At 73.0% G+C, this 19,328-nt stretch carries 20 protein-coding genes; 16 read left to right on the plus strand and 4 right to left on the minus strand.

Annotated features, from left to right (window positions below; genetic code table 11):
- Positions 1-13: 13 nt before the first annotated feature.
- The 5 genes from lspA (at position 14) to O7624_RS24655 (ending at position 5,442) form a co-directional block, all read left to right on the plus strand.
- Positions 14-694 (plus strand): signal peptidase II, encoded by a 681-nt coding sequence (lspA, locus tag O7624_RS24635; protein WP_282237433.1) that lies wholly within the window; start codon positions 14-16, stop codon positions 692-694.
- On the plus strand, positions 691-1,635 hold the full coding sequence (locus tag O7624_RS24640) for an RluA family pseudouridine synthase (protein ID WP_093401135.1): 945 nt from the start codon (positions 691-693) through the stop codon (positions 1,633-1,635). Before lspA ends, O7624_RS24640 begins: the two co-directional genes overlap by 4 nt.
- Positions 1,636-1,676: 41 nt before the next feature.
- Positions 1,677-2,726: a hypothetical protein gene (locus O7624_RS24645; RefSeq protein WP_282237434.1), complete on the plus strand. Its 1,050-nt coding sequence runs from the start codon at positions 1,677-1,679 to the stop codon at positions 2,724-2,726.
- A gap of 96 nt (positions 2,727-2,822) precedes the next feature.
- Positions 2,823-4,256, plus strand: coding sequence for an AAA family ATPase (locus O7624_RS24650; RefSeq protein ID WP_282237435.1), 1,434 nt, complete (start codon positions 2,823-2,825; stop codon positions 4,254-4,256).
- 94 nt (positions 4,257-4,350) lie between these two features.
- The gene (locus O7624_RS24655; protein WP_348774962.1) at positions 4,351-5,442 is read left to right on the plus strand and encodes a DUF2567 domain-containing protein; all 1,092 of its coding nucleotides are present in this window, start codon (positions 4,351-4,353) and stop codon (positions 5,440-5,442) included.
- Here the strand turns inward: O7624_RS24655 and O7624_RS24660 are convergent.
- A complete protein-coding gene (locus O7624_RS24660) occupies positions 5,354-6,055 on the minus strand; it encodes an LON peptidase substrate-binding domain-containing protein (RefSeq protein WP_282237436.1) in 702 nt (233 codons plus the stop codon). The genes O7624_RS24655 and O7624_RS24660 overlap by 89 nt on opposite strands.
- A 106-nt stretch (positions 6,056-6,161) precedes the next feature.
- On the opposite strand from O7624_RS24660, the gene hisD reads away from it, so the two are divergent.
- From hisD to hisF, 9 genes are all read left to right on the plus strand, one after another.
- The gene (hisD, locus tag O7624_RS24665; RefSeq protein WP_282237437.1) at positions 6,162-7,520 is read left to right on the plus strand and encodes a histidinol dehydrogenase; all 1,359 of its coding nucleotides are present in this window, start codon (positions 6,162-6,164) and stop codon (positions 7,518-7,520) included.
- Positions 7,517-8,638 carry a histidinol-phosphate transaminase gene (locus O7624_RS24670; RefSeq protein WP_282237438.1) on the plus strand — a complete coding sequence of 374 codons (1,122 nt, stop codon included), beginning with the start codon at positions 7,517-7,519 and terminating at the stop codon, positions 8,636-8,638. Before hisD ends, O7624_RS24670 begins: the two co-directional genes overlap by 4 nt.
- A complete protein-coding gene (gene hisB, locus O7624_RS24675; protein ID WP_099844733.1) occupies positions 8,635-9,246 on the plus strand; it encodes an imidazoleglycerol-phosphate dehydratase HisB in 612 nt (203 codons plus the stop codon). Before O7624_RS24670 ends, hisB begins: the two co-directional genes overlap by 4 nt.
- 19 nt (positions 9,247-9,265) lie before the next feature.
- Positions 9,266-9,448 (plus strand): hypothetical protein, encoded by a 183-nt coding sequence (locus O7624_RS24680; RefSeq protein ID WP_093401546.1) that lies wholly within the window; start codon positions 9,266-9,268, stop codon positions 9,446-9,448.
- A complete protein-coding gene (gene hisH / locus O7624_RS24685; protein WP_282237439.1) occupies positions 9,445-10,116 on the plus strand; it encodes an imidazole glycerol phosphate synthase subunit HisH in 672 nt (223 codons plus the stop codon). Before O7624_RS24680 ends, hisH begins: the two co-directional genes overlap by 4 nt.
- 30 nt (positions 10,117-10,146) lie before the next feature.
- Complete coding sequence (locus O7624_RS24690) at positions 10,147-10,467, plus strand: hypothetical protein (protein WP_282237440.1); 321 nt, start codon at positions 10,147-10,149, stop codon at positions 10,465-10,467.
- 22 nt (positions 10,468-10,489) lie between these two features.
- Positions 10,490-11,215: a bifunctional 1-(5-phosphoribosyl)-5-((5-phosphoribosylamino)methylideneamino)imidazole-4-carboxamide isomerase/phosphoribosylanthranilate isomerase PriA gene (priA, locus tag O7624_RS24695; protein ID WP_093401543.1), complete on the plus strand. Its 726-nt coding sequence runs from the start codon at positions 10,490-10,492 to the stop codon at positions 11,213-11,215.
- 54 nt (positions 11,216-11,269) lie between these two features.
- Positions 11,270-12,268, plus strand: a complete 999-nt coding sequence (locus O7624_RS24700) for an NADP-dependent oxidoreductase (RefSeq protein WP_282237441.1) — start codon at positions 11,270-11,272, stop codon at positions 12,266-12,268.
- 67 nt (positions 12,269-12,335) lie between these two features.
- On the plus strand, positions 12,336-13,103 hold the full coding sequence (gene hisF / locus O7624_RS24705; protein ID WP_282237442.1) for an imidazole glycerol phosphate synthase subunit HisF: 768 nt from the start codon (positions 12,336-12,338) through the stop codon (positions 13,101-13,103).
- Between the two features lie 66 nt (positions 13,104-13,169).
- Here hisF and O7624_RS24710 read toward each other — a convergent pair whose 3' ends face one another.
- On the minus strand, positions 13,170-13,631 hold the full coding sequence (locus O7624_RS24710) for a hypothetical protein (protein ID WP_093401625.1): 462 nt from the start codon (positions 13,629-13,631) through the stop codon (positions 13,170-13,172).
- Positions 13,632-13,774: 143 nt separating this feature from the next.
- Positions 13,775-14,422, minus strand: a complete 648-nt coding sequence (locus O7624_RS24715) for a hypothetical protein (RefSeq protein WP_282237443.1) — start codon at positions 14,420-14,422, stop codon at positions 13,775-13,777.
- 58 nt (positions 14,423-14,480) lie between these two features.
- Here O7624_RS24715 and O7624_RS24720 point away from each other — a divergent pair, with 58 nt between their 5' ends.
- A complete protein-coding gene (locus O7624_RS24720; protein ID WP_093401539.1) occupies positions 14,481-15,938 on the plus strand; it encodes a PLP-dependent aminotransferase family protein in 1,458 nt (485 codons plus the stop codon).
- A 141-nt stretch (positions 15,939-16,079) separates the two neighbouring features.
- Positions 16,080-17,375 carry a low temperature requirement protein A gene (locus O7624_RS24725; RefSeq protein ID WP_282237444.1) on the plus strand — a complete coding sequence of 432 codons (1,296 nt, stop codon included), beginning with the start codon at positions 16,080-16,082 and terminating at the stop codon, positions 17,373-17,375.
- A 106-nt stretch (positions 17,376-17,481) separates the two neighbouring features.
- Here the strand turns inward: O7624_RS24725 and O7624_RS24730 are convergent, their stop codons facing one another.
- Entirely contained in the window at positions 17,482-19,302 is a 1,821-nt protein-coding gene (locus O7624_RS24730) for a long-chain fatty acid--CoA ligase (RefSeq protein WP_210938191.1), read from the minus strand.
- Positions 19,303-19,328 lie beyond the last annotated feature (26 nt).

A 19,328-nucleotide genomic window follows, 5' to 3' on the forward strand; every position in this document is an offset into this window, starting at 1 on the left:
CGATGGGGAGCAGATGAGCGCAGCACCGCCCGTTGGATCCGGCACCACCGGGTCGGGCACCGCCACGAGATCGCGACGCCGAGCCGTCACGATCCTCCTCTCGCTTGCGGTGTTCGCGTTGGCCGTCGACCTGTTGACCAAGCACCTGTCCCTCCAGGAACTCAGCGACCGCGAGCCGGTGCGACTGCTGGGTGGGGCGCTCTACCTGTCGCTGACCCGCAACAGCGGGGCCGCGTGGAGTCTGGGCAAGGACTACACCTTCATCTTCCCGATCATCGCGATCGGGGTGCTGGGCTGGATCGCCTGGATGGCGCGGACGTTGCGCTCGGCGTCGTGGGCGGTCGCGCTGGGCCTGGTGGTCGGTGGCGTCACCGGCAATCTGCTCGACCGGATCTTCCGGGCACCGGGCTGGTTCGTCGGGCACGTGGTCGACATGTTCAGCGTCTTCGACCCGTACGGTCGGGTCTTCCCGATCTTCAACGTCGCCGACAGTGCCCTGGTCTGCGGCGTGCTGCTCGCCGTTGCGCTGGAGTTCACCGGACGCCAGCGCGACGGCACCCGGGCGCTGCCCGACGGCCGGCGCAGTGACACCGACCGGGAAGACCCACCGGCCGGGGGCGGCACCGCCGACCGGCAGCCCGCCGGGGCCGGCGACCCGGGCGACACCGACAGCGGACGGCGGGAGCGGGCGTGACGGCCACCTTCGCCGCCGGCGGCGACCAGCGGAGCCTGCCGGTGCCCGACGGACTCGACGGGATGCGACTGGACCAGGCCGTCGCCCGGCTGTTCGGCCTGTCCCGTACCGCCGCCGCCGCGCTCGTCGATGCCGGGGAAGCGCTGGTGGACGGTGCGGTACGACCCAACTCGCACAAGGTGCGGGCGGGCTCCTGGCTGGAGGTGACGTTGCCCGCGCCGGCCACGGCGCCGGTGGTGGTGCCCCAGGCGGTGCCCGGCCTGCGGGTGGTGTACGCCGACGACGACATCGTGGTGGTGGACAAGCCGGTCGGCGTGGCCGCGCATCCCAGTCCCGGCTGGACCGGCCCGACCGTGATCGGCGGGCTCGCCGCGATCGGGCACACCATCGCCACCAGCGGCGCCGCCGAGCGCCAGGGCGTCGTGCACCGCCTCGACGTCGGCACCACAGGCGTCATGGTGGTGGCCAAGAGCGAGCAGGCGTACAGCGTGCTGAAGCGGGCCTTCAAGTATCGGGAGGTGGAGAAGCGCTACCACGCGGTGGTGCAGGGCCACCTGGACCCGTTGCGGGGCACCATCGACGCCCCGATCGACAGGCATCCGCACCACGACTACCGCTGGGCGGTGGTCTCCGGCGGTAAGCCGAGCATCACCCACTACGACACCATCGAGGCGTTTCCGTCCGCGAGCCTGGTCGACGTGCGGCTGGAAACCGGCCGTACGCACCAGATCCGGGTGCACTTCTCGACGCTGCGGCATCCGTGCGTGGGTGACCTCACGTACGGCGCCGATCCGACACTCGCCGCCCGGCTCGGACTGGACCGGCAGTGGTTGCACGCCAGAGAGTTGAGCTTCGAGCACCCCCGTACGGGGGACGAGGTCCGCTTCGTCAGCGACTACCCTGACGATCTGGGACGCACGTTGGAGATCCTCCGCGACTGACGCGTCCCACCCGTTCCGACCGACCGACGAGGGGACCGCCCGTGCGCGCCGGCGATCTGCTGCGGAAGTTGGACCAGCGACTGCTGCCCCGCCTCGCGGCCACGGTGACCCGGCTCGGCCATGGCCCGAGCCGCACTCCGCTGCTCGGCTGGGTGGCGATGCTGTCGTGCACCACGGTGCTGGCCACGGCCGTGCTCGCCACCGGTGGCCCGCCCGTGCCGGACCGCACGGTCGGCGAGGTGACCCGGGTGGGCGTGGTCGAGGGCGACTCCATCCCCCGTTACGAGGCGACCGCGGCGGCCGACCTGGCCGCGCTGGCCGGCTCGCTCGGCGACGGCACGTACGCCCTCGTCTCGCTCACCGAGTACCTCACCCCGGCCCGACTCGCCGCGGTGGTCGGTGACGTGGGGGTCGCGGTGGTGTTCGGACGGGTGCCGCTGCCGGAGCGGCAGACCGAGATCGTCCGTATTCCGACCCAGCGGGTGCCGGAGGACGTGACGGCCGGAATGATCAAACTCGCCGAGCGCAAGGAGCGGGAGGCCGCCGACTACCGGGCCCGGGCCACCGCGCTGGGCGGTGGTGGCCCGGAGGAACGCGAACTGCGCGGCCTGTACCTCAGCGGCGCCCAGGTCGCGGCGGCGGAGGCGGCCGCGTTCCGGGCCGAGTGCGCCTGCCTCTACGCCCTGGTGGTACGTGCCGAGCCGGCGAAGCTACGCGGCGTTGCGGCCCGCTCCGGGGTGCGGGTGGTGGATCCGGCTCCTGAGGTTCGGCGGTTGGAGCGGACCGTCTTCACTCCGCCGCTGCCGGAGCAGCGAGATGTCGTCCGGCCGCCGGTGGACCGGACGGCCACACCGGAACCGACGGCGAGCGCCACCGTCTCCGCCACCGCAAGTGCCACCACAGCCGCCACCGAGGGCCCGCCCGCGCCGGAGCCGACAGTGGCGGACCGCTCGCTGACACCGCCGGAGGTGACGGATCCGTCACCGTCACCGTCACCGTCGCCGCCCGCACCCGCGCCTTCGGCTTCGACATGGACGCCCTCGACCTCGGCAGACACCGACGACGAGGATGATCCAGAGTCGGCACCTTGACGGTTGTCGACACATCCGGTTGTCGCCCGGTGTGGCCTCAGTAGGCTTTCGTTCGTAGCCTGTCAGACGGAGACCGAAGCGCTGGGGAGGCGATCCGTGGAGGGCAGCGAGACCGGTTGGGAACGGCCCGCCGAACCCGCACCGCGGTGGCGGGCGCTGCTCGACCGAGCCCGCCTCGGCGGACGCAGCGCAGAGCCGGCCGCCACCGAGCGGCGGGCCGAGGAGCCACCGCCGTCTCCGTCACCTGAGCCGTTGCCGCGGCGGGGGCCCGGCACCGGCTACGCGGGGCGGGCGCCGGCCGTCGGCCAGCCGGCGGACCGGTCGTACGGGGAGGAGCCGGCCTACCGCGCCGAACCTGCCTACCGCGCCGAACCTGCCTACCGGGTCGACCCGGCGCATCCGGTCCAGCCCTACCGCGGACAGCCGGCGCAGCCGCCGTACCCGCCGGTGCCGGAGCCGCGCCGGCCGGAGCCGATGGAGTCCCGGTACAACCTGCTGGACAACGGCTACCGGCACGCCGCGCCGCCGGTGGAGTCCCGGTACGCCCTGCTGGACAACGGCTATCAGCCGCCCTCGGCGGCGATGGCGCCCCCTGCCGTGGCGCCGCCGGTGGCACCGTTGCCGGCCGTGGCCCCGCCGACCCCGCCGCCGGCTGTGCTGCCACCGGCCACCGTGGCCGGCCGCCCCGGGCGCATCGAGTGGCGTGCGCAGAGCGCCGGCAGCGACCTCGAACGGGCCGCCGCCGTGCTCCGGCGCGACCTGGGCACCCCCCGGGTGATCGCCTTCGCCAACCCGAAGGGCGGGGTGCACAAGACCACGGCCACCGTGCTGGCCGCGGCGACCGTCGGCAGCGTACGCGGCCGAGGCGTGCTGGCCTGGGACGACAACGAGCTACGTGGCACCCTCGGGCTGCGCGCCGGCAGCGCCCGGCATGCCCGAACGATCCGGCACCTGGTCGCCGATCTCGTGCAAATCGAGATCCGGGAGGGGGCGGAGCTGCTGGAGATCCTGGACGACTACCTGCGGCACGCCTCCGACGGGTCGTACGACGTGCTCGCCGGTGAGGAGAGCCCCCGGTTCGCCCAACGGCTGGACCAGTTCACCGTCAAGCGGGTGCTGGAGCTGCTGCGTCGCACCCACGACGTGATCTGTGTGGACACCGGCAACAACGTGGAGAGCCCGAACTGGCGTACCGTCATGCAGGCCGCCGATCAGCTGGTGGTCACCACGGTGCCCCGCGAGGACGCCGCGTTCAGCGCAGACTGGATGCTCGACCTGCTGCACGAGGAGGGGATGGGTCAGCTGGCCGACAACGCCGTCACGCTGATCTCCTGCCCCACCCCGGGCCGGTTGCCGTTGCAGGGCGACCTGGAGAAGCACTTCGCCACCCGGACCCGCGCGGTGACCGTGGTGCCGTACGACCCGGCGCTGGAGACCGGCTCGTCGATCGAGTACCACCAGCTCCAGGGCGAGACCCGACAGGCCTGGCTGCGGGCCGCCTCGGCGATGCTGGAGCCGTTCGGCCGCTGACCGACACGCGGGATACCGGCCGGCCGGGCGGCTCGCGGCACCTGCTGCCGCGACACGGTGTACGACCGACGACGGTAGCTGCGAGGATCATCGGGTGAGCCCGACCACCCCCGCCGCCGAACCGCCCGCCCGGCCGTCGGCTGCCCTGCCTAATTCGTCGACCGAGCCGACGACCAGATCGACAAGCCAGCCGGCGACGGACGCCGCCGTGGCGGCTACCCAGTCGGCGAGCCAGCCGGCCGCCGAGGCCGCTGCGCCGGGTACCGAGACCACCGAGCCGGGTGGCAAGGTCGCCGGGCTGGCCGCCGAGATCGACGGGCCGGCGGCTGCGGCCACCGGGCCGAGCAGCGACCCGGCTGCGGGGGCCGCGGTGCTCTCCGCCGAGACCGTCGATTCGACCGCCGGGGGGCCGGGTGGGCGTGGCCGAGTGGCGGCGTTCGGGGCGGCGACGGTGTTGGTCCTGGGCCTGCTGGGGGCGCCGCTGGGGTGGCTCTGGGCGGCGGTCGCGCCGGCCACGCCGGTCGTCAAGAGTGGCGACGGCGCGGTGTACGGCCAGGCGCAACCGGAACAGCCGATCGCCGCGGACGGATGGTTCAGCCTGCTCGGGCTGGCGTTCGGGGTGCTCACCGCGCTCGCCGTGTGGTTCCTGCTGCGTCGCCACCGGGGGCCGGTCGGGCTGGTCGTCGCGGCGGCCGGTGGGCTCGCCGCCGGACTGGTCGCCTGGCAGGTGGGGCGTCGGGTCGGCCTGGCCAGCTACCAGCGGCTGCTGGACAGCGCCCCGGACGGCACGCGCTTCAGCAAGCCGGCGGACCTGCGGGCCGGCGGGATCGAGCTGTTCCTCGGGGTGCTGCCGGTGCCCTACGGCAACCTGCTGCTGCCGGCCTTCGCCGCCGCGGTCACGTACACCCTGCTCGCCGGCTGGTCACGATGGCCGTCGCTGCGGCCCGAGCCCGAGCCGGACGCGGCCTGGCTCGCCGCGCATCCGCCAGCGGCGCCGAAGCCAGCGGGGCCGGAGCCGGACGCGGCCTGGCTCGCCGCGCATCCGCCGCTGCCCGCCGGGCCGGCGGGAGCAGCCGGTTCCGGGCCGGCGGGCGAGGTCAGTTCGGGGCCGGCGGGGGCGAGGCCAACTCCGCCAACGGCACCGGAACCGCCCGCACCTGGCGAAGCAGCGCCGCCTCGCGGTTGAGCAGGTGCAGTTCGGCGCGCAGCCGGGCCGCCGTGCCGTCGATGGCGAGTAGGCGCTGGCGGTCGGTCAACGTCAGCGCCGCGGTCGCGGCGACCAGGTGGGACAGCACCGTCGGGTCCTCGGGCAGCTGCTCGGTGAGCTGACCGGCCTCGGCCCGGATCAGGCCCAGGTACTGCCGGAAGACAGCGATCACCCGGGCCGACAGCAGATCGGCGGTTTCGTCCGGGCCGTCCGGCTCGGGCAACCACTGCACCTCGGCGGTCAGGTACGGCGCGGAGGTCCGGTCGACGTCGCCCATCCGGAAGCGACGCCGCCCCACGGTGACGATGTCGAAGCCTCCGTCATCCAACTCGGTGACCTGCCGCAGCTCGGCGGTGCAGCCCACCTCGTGCAGGGTGACCTCGCCGGTGCCGGACATGTCCTGGCCGGCAGCGGAGGCGACCTCCCAGCCACTGCGGATGGCCACCACCCCGAACTCGCGTGGGGCGCCCTCGGGCAGCGCGACGAGGTGTCGGACCAGCGCGCGGTAACGCTCCTCGAAGATGTGCAGCGGCAGTACCAGCCCCGGGAAGAGCACCGTGGCGAGCGGGAACACCGGCAGCCGTGCGGTCACGTGATCAAGCGTAGCCCGATCGGCGGGCGGCGGCGTGTCCCGGCTCACCGTCCCGGACAGCGGACGGCGCGGTCGGCCCGACGGAGGGCCGCCTAGACTCGCAGGCGTGTTGAACCGGATCGACCTGCGCGGTGGCGCGCGTGACCCGCGCCACCTGCTGCCTCGTGCCCAGCTCGACGTCTCGGTGGCGGTCGAGCGCATCCGCCCGATCGTCACGGCGGTGCGTGAGCATGGATATCCGGCGGTCCGCGAGGCCAGCGAGCGGTTCGACGGGATCGCCCCCGAGGTGCTGCGGGTGCCGGCGGAGGCCATCGCGGCGGCGGAGGGCACGCTGGACGACCAGGTCCGTGCGGCGCTGCTGGAGTCGATCGCCCGGGCCCGGCGGGTGCACGCCGATCAGCGACGGGTCGACCACACCACCCAGGTGGTGCCCGGCGGCACGGTCACCGAGCGGTGGACCCCGGTCGACCGAGTCGGTCTCTACGTCCCCGGTGGGCTGGCGATGTACCCGTCGACCGTGGTGATGAACGTGGTGCCCGCCCAGGCGGCCGGCGTCCGGTCGCTGGTGGTGGCCAGCCCGCCGCAGAAGGACAACGGCGGCCTGCCCGATCCGCGGGTGCTCGCCGCCTGCGCGCTGCTCGGCGTCGACGAGGTGTACGCCGTCGGCGGCGCCCAGGCCGTGGCGATGCTGGCGTACGGCTGTGCCGTCGACGCCGCCGGCAGCGCGCACTGCGCACCGGTCGACATGATCACCGGCCCGGGAAACATCTGGGTCACCGCCGCGAAGCGGCTGCTGCGCGGGGTGGTCGGCATCGACGCGGAGGCTGGCCCGACCGAGATCGCGATCCTGGCCGACGACACCGCCGACCCGGTGCACGTCGCCGCCGATCTGATCAGTCAGGCCGAGCACGACCCTCTCGCGGCCAGTGTGCTGGTCACCCCGTCGGTCGCCCTGGCCGACGCGGTGGATCGGGAACTGGCCCGACTGGTGCCGGCCACCAAGCACGCCGAGCGGGTCGGCACCGCGCTGGGCGGCGAGCAGAGCGGCGTGGTGCTCGTCGACGACCTGACGGCGGGCCTGCGGGTGGTCGACGCGTACGCGGCCGAGCACCTGGAGATCCAGACCGCCGACGCCCGTCAGTGGGCGATGCGGGTACGCAATGCCGGCGCGGTCTTCGTGGGCGCGTACTCGCCGGTGTCGCTTGGCGACTACTGCGCCGGCTCCAACCACGTGCTGCCCACCGGGGGATGCGCCCGGCACTCGTCCGGGCTGTCGGTGCAGTCGTTCCTGCGCGGCGTGCACGTGGTGGAGTACACCGAGGAGGCGCTGCGGGAGGTCGCCGGCCACGTGGTGACCCTGGCGAACGTGGAGGATCTGCCGGCGCACGGCGAGGCCGTCATTGCCCGGGTTCCCGGTGCTTCCCGACCCCCGGCGCCGCAGTCGCCGACCGGGGCGACCACATGACCGGGTTGGCCGACCTGCCGATCCGTGACGATCTGCGGGGGCTGTCGCCGTACGGTGCGCCGCAGCTCGACGTGCCGGTGCGGCTGAACACCAACGAGAACTCCCACCCGCTGCCGGAGGCGGTGACCGAGGCGATCGGCAAGGCCCTCGCGGCGGAACTGCGCGACCTCAACCGCTACCCCGACCGGGACGCGCTGGCGTTGCGGGCCGACCTGGCCGGGTACCTCGGCCACGGGCTCACCGCCGACGGGGTGTGGGCGGCCAACGGTTCCAACGAGGTCCAGCAGCAGCTGCTCCAGGCGTTCGCCGGGCCGGGACGCAGCGCGCTCGGGTTCACCCCGGCGTACTCGATGCATCCGCTGTTGGCGCTCGGCACGGGCACCCGGTGGGTGCCGGCCCGCCGGGGCGCCGACTTCGCGCTCACCGCCGACGAGGCGGTCGAGCAGGTCCGCGAGCACCGGCCGGACGTGGTCTTCCTCTGCTCGCCGAACAATCCCACCGGCACCGCGCTCGACCCGGCGGTGATCGGCGCGGTGCTGGACGTCGCTCCGGGGATGGTGGTCGTCGACGAGGCGTACGCGGAGTTCGCCCGGCCGGGCACGGTCAGCGCCCTGTCGATGCTGCCCGGGCACCCACGGCTGGTGGTCACCCGGACGATGAGCAAGGCGTTCGGGTTCGCCGGGGGTCGGCTGGGCTACCTGGCCGCCGATCCGGCGGTGGTGGCGGCGGTGCAACTGGTCCGCCTGCCGTACCACCTCTCCGCACTCACCCAGGCCGCCGCCCGGGCCGCGCTGGCGCACTGCGAGGCCCTGCTCGGCACGGTCGCCGAGATCGCCGAGCAGCGCGACCGCATCGTCAGTGAACTGCGCCGCCGTGGCCTGCGGGTCGCCGACAGCGACGCCAACTTCGTGTTGTACGAGGTGGGCGGCGACCAGTCGGTGGCCTGGCGGGCGCTGCTGGCGCACGGCGTGCTGGTACGTGACGTCGGCCTGCCCGGCTGGCTGCGGGTCACCGCCGGTACCCGGGCCGAGACCGACGCCTTCCTGGCCGCCGTGGACAGTATTCAGCGCGAGGGTTCCATCGCCCCGCAGCCGCGACCGACGAAAGGCACATCATGAGCCGGACCGCCCGGGTGGAGCGGATCACCAAGGAGACCAAGGTCCTGGTCGAGGTCGACCTCGACGGCACCGGAGTGGCCGAGATCAGCACCGGGGTCGGGTTCTACGACCACATGCTGCACCAGATCGCCCGGCACGGTGGCTTCGACCTGACCGTGCGCACCGTGGGCGACCTGGAGATCGACGCGCACCACACGATGGAGGACACCGCGCTGGCCCTCGGTGCCGCGTTCGACCAGGCGCTGGGCGACAAGGCCGGCATCCGCCGGTACGGTTCGGCCACCGTGCCGATGGACGAGGTGCTGGTCCGGGCGGCCGTGGACCTCTCCGGCCGGCCGTACGTGGTGCACGACGAGCCGCCCCTGGCGCCGTACATCGGTCCGGTCTATCCGACAAGCATGACCCGGCACATCTGGGAGTCCTTCGGCCAGGCGGCCCGGATCACGCTGCACGTGGACGTGTTGCGGGCGGCCCGGCCCGGCGGGCATCCGGACGCCCACCACGTGGTCGAGGCGCAGTTCAAGGCGGTGTCCCGGGCGCTGCGGGAGGCCACCGCGGTGGACCCGACGGCGGGCGGGGCGATTCCCAGCACCAAGGGGGCGTTGTGACGGGTACGGCGCGGCGGAGGTGTCGCCGGTGAGCGGCATCCTGCCCACGTTGCTGTTGATCCTGGCCGGCGTGCTTGTCGGCGGGGCGTTGTCCCTGCATCGGCAGGGTGCGCCCCGCGGCGCGGTGGTCGTCACCGCGCTGCTGGCCGTGCTGGCCACCGCCGCGGGGGTGCTCTGGCTGCTACCGGGGGACGGGTCGTGACCGGCCGACCCGACGGCGGGGCGGCCCCCCGTGGACGGCGTCGAATCGTGGTGCTCGACTACGGCTCGGGTAACCTGCGCTCCGCCGAGCGGGCGCTGGCCGCAGCCGGCGCCGACGTGGTGGTCACCGGTGACCTCGCCGCCGCGGCCGACGCGGACGGTCTGGTGGTTCCCGGAGTGGGCGCCTTCGCCGCCTGCGTGGCCGGCATCGAGGCGATCGGTGCCGGGCCGGTGATCGCCGGACGGGTCGCCGCCGGCCGCCCGGTGCTGGGCATCTGCGTCGGCATGCAGATCCTCTTCGAGTCCGGCGACGAGCACGGGGTGGTGACCAAGGGGCTGGGACTGCTGCCGGGCTCGGTCACCCGGCTCGCCGCCGCCCGGCTGCCGCACATGGGCTGGAACACCGTGCAGGCGCCGGTCGGCTCGGTGCTCTTCGCCGGCCTGCCCGCCGACAGCCGGTTCTACTTCGTCCACTCGTACGCTGTCGGCGACGCCGCCGCGTTGACGGCGTCCGGGGCCCGGGTGACCACGGCCCACCACGACTGTGACTTCGTCGCGGCGGTGGAACGCGGCGCGCTGTCGGCCGCCCAGTTCCACCCCGAGAAGTCCGCCGAGACCGGTGCCGCGTTGCTGCGCAACTGGCTGGCCACCGTGCCGGCCGGTGACTGAGCCGGTGGGGCGCACCCGCCGGGAGGCACAATGAGCAAGGAACGGGCCCAGCGCCGGGCGGCCCGCGAGGCGGAGGCGGCCCGGCAGCGGGTGCTGCGCGAGCGGGCCACCGCCCGTCGGGCCCGCCGTCGGGCGTTGGTCCGCCGGGTGGTGCCGACGGTGCGTCGTGGCCGCACCGGCCGGTTGCCGCGATACTCCCGGGGAGAGCGGGCCACGATCGTGGCGCTCACCCTGGCGGCGATCACCCTCATCTGGGTGCTCGTGCCCGACCTGGCGCTGCGGGTCGGGCTGATCCTGCTACTGCTGCTCGTCCTGCCGGTGATCGTGGTGATCGCCCTGGACCGCCGTTGACCATGCGAGAGGGACACGACACATGAGCCTCACCCTGTTGCCCGCCGTGGACGTCGCCGACGGCCAGGCCGTCCGGCTCGTGCAGGGCGCCGCGGGCAGCGAGACCACCTACGGCGACCCGCTGGAGGCCGCGCTGGCGTGGCAGCGCGACGGTGCCGAGTGGATCCACCTGGTCGATCTGGATGCCGCCTTCGGCCGGGGCAGCAACGCCGAGCTGCTCGCCGAGGTGGTGCGCCGTCTCGACGTGCGGGTGGAGCTGTCCGGTGGCATCCGGGACGACGCCTCGTTGCGGGCCGCGTTGGCCACCGGTGCCGAGCGGGTGAACATCGGCACCGCCGCGCTGGAGGACCCGCAGTGGTGCGACCGGGTCTGCGCGGAGTACGGCGACCGGGTCGCGATCGGGCTGGATGTACGCGGCCGGACCCTGGCGGCCCGGGGCTGGACCCGCGACGGCGGCGACCTGTACGAGGTGCTGGAGCGGCTCGACAAGGCCGGCGCCTCTCGGTACGTGGTCACCGACATCACCAAGGACGGCACCATGCGGGGGCCGAACCTGGACCTGCTGCGCGAGGTGTGCGCCCGTACCGACGCCCCGGTGATCGCCTCCGGCGGCGTCTCCACCCTGGACGACCTGCGGGCGCTCGCCACCCTGGAGCCGGTCGGCGTGGAGGGCGTCATCGCCGGCAAGGCGCTCTACGCGGAGGCGTTCACCGTGGCTGAGGCGCTGGCGGTCCTGGCCAACCCGTGATCGGGCCGAGGCCCGGTCGCGCCATCGCCCCGACGGCAGAGAAAGGACACTCCCGTGCCCACCAACCGTGAGATCCAGCTGGCCTCGCGCCCGCAGGGCTGGCCCACCGAGGACAATTTCCGGCTCGTCACCGCCGAGGTGCCCACGCCCGGCCCGGGGCAGCTGCTGGTCCGCAACCGGTACATGTCGGTGGATCCGTACATGCGCGGGCGGATGAACGACGTTCGGTCCTACGTGCCGCCGTTCGCCCTGGACGCGCCGCTGGACGGCGGGGCGGTCGGTGAGGTGGTCGGCGGCGAGGCCGACGGGTTCGCCCCGGGTGACACCGTGCTGCACGGTCTCGGCTGGCGGGACTACGCGCTGGTCGAGGCGAAGGCGGCCCGCAAGGTCGAGCCGGGTCTCGCGCCGGTGACCGCGTACCTCGGTGTGCTCGGGATGACCGGGCTGACCGCGTACGCCGGGCTGCTTGAGGTGGCGGCGATGCGTCCGGGCGAGACGGTCTTCGTCTCCGGGGCGGCCGGCGCGGTCGGCAGCATGGTCGGCCAGATCGCCCGGCTCCGCGGTGCGGGCCGGGTGGTCGGCAGCGCCGGATCGGCGGCGAAGGTCGAGCGACTGCGAGCGCTCGGCTTCGACGACGCGTTCGACTACCACGACGGCCCGGTACGCGACCTGCTGCGGGCCGCCGCCCCCGACGGCGTCGACGTCTACTTCGACAACGTCGGCGGCGAGCACCTGGAGGCGGCCATCTCGTCGATGAACCTGCACGGTCGGGCGGCGATCTGCGGCATGATCGCGCAGTACAACGACACCGAGGCGCCGGCCGCCCCGCGCAACCTGGCCCAGGTGATCGGCAAGCGGCTGACCCTGCGCGGCTTCCTGGTCAACGATCACGGCCACCTGCGGGAGCAGTTCGTGCGGGAGGTCTCCGGGTGGCTGCGCGACGGCACGCTGGCGTACGACGAGACGGTCGTCGACGGCCTGGAGAACGCCCCGGCGGCCTTCCTCGGCCTGCTGCGGGGGGAGAACCTCGGCAAGATGCTGGTGCGGCTGTGACCGGCGGCGCACCCCGTCGCCCTGGTCGGGCCGGCGCAGGTCGTCCGGGCGGCGATAGGCTCGTCGCATGACGGTGGCGGTGCGGGTGATCCCCTGTCTCGACGTGGACGCGGGACGGGTGGTCAAGGGCGTCAACTTCCTCGACCTGCGGGACGCGGGCGACCCCGTGGAGTTGGCTGCCGCGTACGACCGCGCGGGTGCCGACGAGTTGACCTTCCTCGACGTCACCGCCTCGTCGAGCGACCGGGGGACGATGCTCGACGTGGTCCGGCGTACGGCGGAGTCGGTCTTCATCCCGCTGACCGTCGGCGGCGGGGTGCGGACGGTGGCGGACGTGGACACCCTGCTGCGCGCCGGAGCCGACAAGATCGGGGTCAACACGGCGGCGATCGCCCGGCCGGAGCTGCTCGCGGAGATCGCGGAGCGGTTCGGTCGGCAGGTGCTGGTGCTCTCGCTCGACGTGCGGCGAGCATCGGCGGGCACCACTGCCAGTGGCTTCGAGGTGACCACCCACGGCGGGCGGCGCGGCACCGGGCTGGACGCCGTGGAATGGGCGCGGCGCGGCGCGGAGCTGGGCGCGGGTGAGATCCTGCTCAACTCGATGGACGCCGACGGCACGAAGGCCGGGTTCGATCTGGAGCTCATCGGCGCGGTGCGCCGGGTCGTCGACGTCCCGGTGGTGGCGAGCGGCGGTGCCGGTGCGGCGGCCCATTTTCCTCCGGCGATCGGTGCCGGCGCCGACGCGGTGCTGGCCGCCAGTGTGTTCCACTTCGGGGAGCTGACCGTGGCGGAGGTCAAGGACGTGCTGCGCGGCGCCGGTCACCCCGTGCGCTGACGCCGATCACTGCGCTGCGGCCGTCAGGGCGCATCCTGGCAGCCGCAGCGGACGACGGCGCGGAGGTCAACCGCGTCCGGAGTGTCCCTCGGGGGAGCGTCGGGGCATCGGGATGGATCGCACCAGGTACTCCTGCACGGCGGCGGCGTGCTCCTGCTCGTCGAGGTGCCAGTCCGCGGTGCCGGGCGCGTGCCGGCGGCTGAGCACCCCCTGCACGGTGTCGACTGTGGTGGCCAGCCCGGCGCTCGGCCGTGAGCGCCACAGGTGCTCGCCGTCGGGCGTGATCCGGAACCAGCCGTCGGAGACGTCGACCAGCCCGGCGCCGAGCAACCGGCGGATCGCCTCCTCGATGTCGTGCCGATCGGGGATGCTGCGGTCGAGATGGTCGGCCGTGGAGAGCACGTCGGCGAGGCGTACCCCCTCGGGGCGGCGAGTGGTCGTGGACCGTCGGTGGCGTCCGGCGCCGCTGGCGATCACCAGCGAGACGAAGATCCATGCGTCGGTACGACGCCAGGCGTTGTCCCCCATGCGGAGATTCTGCCGGGCGACCCGGCTCCAGGAAAACACCGACCGTCGCACTGCGACCGTGAGTGGCATCATGATTGCCGACAGTCGATGTGGGTGGACGGAAGCGGCCCGATCCGGTATGTGGCGGTGGCGCTGGGTGGTCGTCAGGTCGCCGGAGCCGGCTCGATCCGGGCCGGTGGGTTCGGTTCGGCGACGTCGAACAGCGGCAGGAACAGTTGGGCCAGTGGTCCGATGGTCAGCGCGTAGGCGATGGTGCCGATGCCGACCGTGCCGCCGAGCAGCGCTCCCACGGCCAGCACGCCGACCTCGATGACGGTGCGGACCAGGCGTAGCGACCGGCCGGGGCGGCGGGCGACCAGGCCGGTCATCAACCCGTCGCGGGGGCCCGGGCCGAGTCGAGCGCCGAGGTAGAGCGCGGTGGCCGCGCCGTTGCCGACGATCCCGACGACCAGCAGGACGATTCGCAGCGCAAGTGGCCCTCCGGGTGGCAGCAGGGCCAGGGTCGCGTCGACCGCCAGGCCGATCACCACCACGTTGGCGACGGTGCCGAGGCCGGGGCGTTGGCGCAGCGGGATCCAGGCCAGCAGCACCAGCGCGCCCACCGCGATGACCACGGTGCCCATGCTCAGGCCGGTCAGTCGGGACAGCCCCTGATGGAAGACGTCCCACGGGTTCAGCCCGAGCCCGGAGCGGATCATCAGCGCCATGCTGAAGCCGTAGAGGAGGAGCCCGACGAACAGGTGGGTGAGCCGTCGCGTCGGCCGGTGCCGGAGGTTGCCAATCATTGCCACGCATGCCACTCTAGGTGCCAATTGGCCTCGCGACAGAGCCAATATTGGGAGAGTGGCCATGGTCAGTCAAGTGCGTGGGGTCCAATTGGCCCGGCTGCTCGGGCAGTGGCACGCCCTGCCCGGCCGGCGACGCAGCCCTGACTACGCCGCGCTGGCCGGGGCGGTACGCGGTCTGCTCGCCGACGGGCGGCTACCTCTCGGCGTGCGCCTGCCGGCCGAACGCGACCTGGCCGAAGCGCTGCGGATCAGCCGTACCACCGTCACGGCCGCGTACCGCGAGCTGCGCGACAGCGGGCACCTGGCCAGCCGGCGGGGTGCCGGAAGCTGGACGATGCTGCCGGGAACGCACCGGGTGGCGCCCAACGGGCTCTGGATCCCGCTGGACGACCGGGACATGCTCGACCTCGGGGTGGCGGCGCTGGCCGCCCCGCCCGAGCTGCTGCCGGCGGCCCGCGCGGCGGCGGAGGACCTGCCCCGCTACCTGAGCGGCGCCGGGTACCACCCGATCGGGATCATCGAGCTGCGGGAGGCGGTCGCCCAGCGCTACACCGAGCGGGGCCTGCCCACCTCGCCCGACCAGATCATGGTCACCAACGGTACTCAGCACGCCCTGGACCTGGTACTACGGTTGGCGCTCGCGCCGGGCGGCGGGGTGCTTGTCGAGTCGCCGAGCTACCCCAACGCGCTCGCCGCGCTCGCCGCCCGGCGAGCCCGGATCACCACGTACGGCCTGGCCGCCGATGCCGACGGTTGGGACGCGGACCTGCTGCTGGGCACGCTGCGGCAGGTGCGGCCCCGGGTCGGCTACCTGATCCCTGACTTCCAGAACCCGACCGGGCACCTGATGCCGGCCGAGCTGCGGGAACGGGTGGTGGCCACCGCGCACGCGGTCGGCACCGACCTCGTGATCGACGAGTCGTTCGTGGACCTGCCGCTGGACGGGACGGACCTGCCGCCGCCGACGGCGAGCTTCGACCGGCACTCCCGGGTGGTGAGCATCGGCGGCATGAGCAAGCCGTTCTGGGGCGGGCTGCGGATCGGCTGGATCCGCACCTCGGCGCCACAGGTGCAGCGGCTGGCCGCGGCCCGGGTGGGGGTGGACATGTCCAGCCCGGTGCTGGACCAGTTGGTCGCGGTGCACCTGCTGGACGTCGCGCCGGCCATCGTGGCCGCCCGGCGGGCGCAACTGGCCGTGCAGCGTGACGCGTTGCTCGGCGCGCTGGCCGCCCGGCTGCCGGAGTGGCGGGTCACCGTGCCGCGTGGCGGAGTGACCCTCTGGGCCGAGTTGGACGGGCCGATCTCCAGCGCTCTGGCGCGGGCCGCCGAGGAGGTCGGCGTACGCCTGGCGCCCGGACCCCGCTTCGGCCTCGACGGGACGCTGGAGCGTTTCCTGCGGCTGCCGTTCACCCTGCCGGCCACCGACCTGGTCGAGGCGGTCGGACGGATCGCGGCGGTCCGGTACGACCTGGACCGGGCGGGGCAGCCCCGCTGGCGGGAGCCCGCCGTCATCGCCTGAGCGGCGCAGCGGCACGGGTCGTCACCGGCTTGGCCGGTCGGGAGGCGGGCTCGATGCGGCCGTGTCGCGGCGGCCGGCCACCGGTGCCGGGGGTTCGTGGAACCTGCCCGGGCCCGTCGTCGTCCTTGGCACACTGCCCGGGTGGGCACTGGCGGGAGACTCGAACTGGTCAGCTGGGGACGGCCCGGCACCCGGGTGACCCGCCTTGAGCTCTTCTACGACGTGGTCTTCGTCTTCGCCTTCCTCAACGTCACCACCTTGACCTCCGAGAATCTAACCGGGGTGGCCCTGTTCGAGATGTTCCTCGTGCTGGCGCTGCTGTGGTCGTGCTGGAGCGGCTTCGCCGCACTCGGCAATTTCGTCCGTGCCGACCAGGCGATCATGCCCGCGATCGGCTTCGGCATCATGGCGTCGATCTTCGTGCTGGCCCTCACCACCGACGTGGCGTTCTTCGACGAGCCGGGCGGTCTGGACGGTCCGCTGGTGTTCGCCACGGCCTACCTGCTCACCTGGCTGATCAAGATCGTGACCTTCTGGGTGGGTGTGCGGGTGTTGTCACGTCGCCGGGCGCTGCTACTGACGCTGCCGACGACGGGCGGCGCGGTGCTCATCCTGATCGCCGCTGTGCTGCCCGACATGTTCTTCGACGGCACGGTGGCGCTGGGCGTGCGGCTCGGGCTGTGGGTGGTGGCACTGTCGTTCGAGTACGCCACCGCCCTGATGCTGATCCGTACCGAGTGGCAGGTGCGCTCGGCCGGGCATCTGGCTGAGCGGCACGGACTGATCGTGCTCGTCGCGCTGGGTGAATCGGTGATCGCCCTGGGCCTGGGTGCGGCGGAACGCACCGGACGGCCGATCACCTGGTGGGCCATCTACGCGGCCGGCGTCACCCTCGGCATCATCTTCGCGCTGTGGTGGCTCTACTTCGACACCCTCGCCCTCGCCATGGAGCAGCACCTGCACGGTGTGCGAGGGGCGGAGCGGATCCCCCTGATCCGCGACGTCTACACCTACCTGCACCTGGCGTTGATCGTCGGGATCATCTTCTTCGCCCTCGGGATCAAGCGCATGCTCGCCCGCCTCACCGACCCCGACGTGCTGGCCAGCCGGAACATCTTCGGCGGGCTGGAACTGCTCTCGCTCTACGGCGGGTTGGTGGTCTACCTGCTGGCGTTGGTCGCCATGCAGTGGCGCATGTTCCATCGGTTGGCCCGCCGGCCGCTGGTGGCTGCCGGCCTGCTGACCGTCTCGGCGCCGGTGCTGTTGTCGTTGCCGACCCTGGTCGACCTGACCCTGATCGGTGTGGTCTTCGTCGTCCTGGCGCTGATGCAGATCGGGCGGGACCGCCAGGTGCGCCGACGGGTGCGGAGCCTGGCCCTGGAGGAGCAGGTCGCCCTGGAGGACGAGGCGAACGTGTTCCGCGGCCGCCGCCTGTGAGCCGAGCGTCATCGCCTGAGCGGCTGACTCGCCGCTGTCCGTGGCGCGGCACGGATCGGCCCCGCACCCCGGGGAGGGACGGGTGCGGGGCCGAGGCCGTGGGCCGTCAGATCTCGGCGACGGTGCCGGCGTACATCTTGTCGATCTCGTCGGCGAAGTTGTTCTCCACGCCACGGCGCTTGATCTTCAGCGAGGGGGTGATCTCGCCGTCCTCGATGGTGAGGTCGCGCCGCAGGATGGTGACCTTCTTGATGGTCTCCCAGCGGTTCAGCTTCTGGTTGAGCTGGGCGACGTACTCCTCCACCATGGCCTGGGCCTCCGGAGAGGCGACGATCTCGGCGTACGGGCGACCCTCCAGCGGGGTGCCGGCCGCCCAGCCGGCGATGGCGTCCGGGTCCAGCGTGACGAGCATGGTGCAGTAGTTGCGGGCCTGGCCGATCACCACGGCCTGCGAGGTGTACGGGCAGGTGGCCTTGAACATGCCCTCGATGTGCGACGGTGCGACGTACTTGCCGCCGGAGGTCTTGACCAGGTCCTTCTTGCGGTCGGTGATGCGCAGGTAGCCGTCGTCGTCGAGGCTGCCGATGTCGCCGGTACGGAAGAAGCCGTCCTCGGTGAACGCGGCGGCGCTCTCCTCGGGCAGGTTGTGGTAGCCCCGCATCACCGGCCGGCCCTTGAGCAGGATCTCGCCGTCGGTGTCGATGCGGCACTCGAGGTCGCCCATGGCCCGCCCGACGGTGCCGATCCGCAGCCCGTCGGGCGGGTTGACGAAGTTGCCGGCGCTGGTTTCGGTAAGCCCGTAGCCCTCGGAGATCGGCAGGTTCGCCGCGGCGAAGAAGGTGGCGATCTCCGGGCTGAGCGGGGCGGCGCCGGAGACCAGCACCCGGATCCGGCCACCGAGCCGGGCCTGGAGCTTGCTGAAGACCAGCTTCTCCGCCAACGTGTACTTGAGCTTCAGCCCGCCCGGCACCGGTTTGCCGGCCTGCTCCAGGGCGACCTTCTCCTTGCCGACGCCGACCGCCCAGGCGAAGATCTTGGCTTTCGCCCCACCGGCGTCCTGTGCGGTGGTGACCGACTTGTTGTAGACCTTCTCGAAGACCCGGGGTGCGCCGCACATCAGCGTCGGGCGGACCACCGAGAGCAGTTCGACGAGCTTGTCGACCCGGCCGTCCACGTACGTGGGCAGGCCGACGTGCGTGGCGCCGCAGAGCAGCGTCTTGCCGAACGAGTGGGACAGCGGCAGCCAGAGGTACTGGAGGTCGTCCTCGCGGAGCAGCCCGACCGCCTCCTGCGCCACGCCCTCCCAGCACCAGCCGCCGTGCAGCAGCTCGACGCCCTTGGGACGGCCGGTGGTGCCGGAGGTGTAGATCAGGGTGGCCAGATGATCCGGGCCGATGCCGGCGACCAGGCGCTCGATCAGTTCCGGATCCTCGGCGAGCCGCTGGGCGCCCTGCTCCTCCAACTCGGCGAGGGTCAGTTGCGGCACGGCCGCGGACGGGTCGGGGGCACCGTCGAAGAGGACCACGTGGGTCAGCGCGGGCAACTGCGCTCCGGCGATCTTGGCCGCCTGGTCCGGGTTCTCCGCGAACAGCACCTTGGAGCCGGAGTCGGAAATGATGTAGGTGGCGTCCTCCGGCTCGGTGGTCGGGTAGACGGTGGTGGTGGCGCCGCTGGCGCACATGATGCCGAAGTCGGCGATCACCCACTCGATCCGGGTGTTCGCCAGGATCGCGACCCGGTCCTCCTGACCGACGCCCAGGCCGTGCAGGCCGGCGGCGATCGCCGTGGCCCGCTGGGAGACCTGCGCCCAGGTCAGCCAGACCGGGCCGTCGGGGCCGGGGTGGGCGAAAGCGTGGCGGTCGGGGGAAGCCGCGACGCGCTTGAGGAACATGTCAGGAATGGAGCTGTACGGTACATCGAGAGCCATCGCTGTAGCCGCCTTCGGGGGTGGAG

The sequence above is a fragment of the Verrucosispora sp. WMMD1129 genome (genome assembly GCF_029581255.1).
GTDB lineage: Bacteria > Actinomycetota > Actinomycetes > Mycobacteriales > Micromonosporaceae > Micromonospora > Micromonospora sediminimaris.

Coding starts and splice junctions, on each gene's coding strand:
- lspA (WP_282237433.1), top strand. CDS start 14: ATGAGCGCAGCACCGCCCGTTGGATCCGGCACCACCGGGTCGGGCACC.
- O7624_RS24670 (WP_282237438.1), top strand. CDS start 7,517: ATGACCGGGTTGGCCGACCTGCCGATCCGTGACGATCTGCGGGGGCTG.
- hisB (WP_099844733.1), top strand. CDS start 8,635: ATGAGCCGGACCGCCCGGGTGGAGCGGATCACCAAGGAGACCAAGGTC.
- O7624_RS24690 (WP_282237440.1), top strand. CDS start 10,147: ATGAGCAAGGAACGGGCCCAGCGCCGGGCGGCCCGCGAGGCGGAGGCG.
- priA (WP_093401543.1), top strand. CDS start 10,490: ATGAGCCTCACCCTGTTGCCCGCCGTGGACGTCGCCGACGGCCAGGCC.
- hisF (WP_282237442.1), top strand. CDS start 12,336: ATGACGGTGGCGGTGCGGGTGATCCCCTGTCTCGACGTGGACGCGGGA.
- O7624_RS24710 (WP_093401625.1), bottom strand. CDS start 13,631: ATGGGGGACAACGCCTGGCGTCGTACCGACGCATGGATCTTCGTCTCG.
- O7624_RS24720 (WP_093401539.1), top strand. CDS start 14,481: ATGGTCAGTCAAGTGCGTGGGGTCCAATTGGCCCGGCTGCTCGGGCAG.
- O7624_RS24730 (WP_210938191.1), bottom strand. CDS start 19,302: ATGGCTCTCGATGTACCGTACAGCTCCATTCCTGACATGTTCCTCAAG.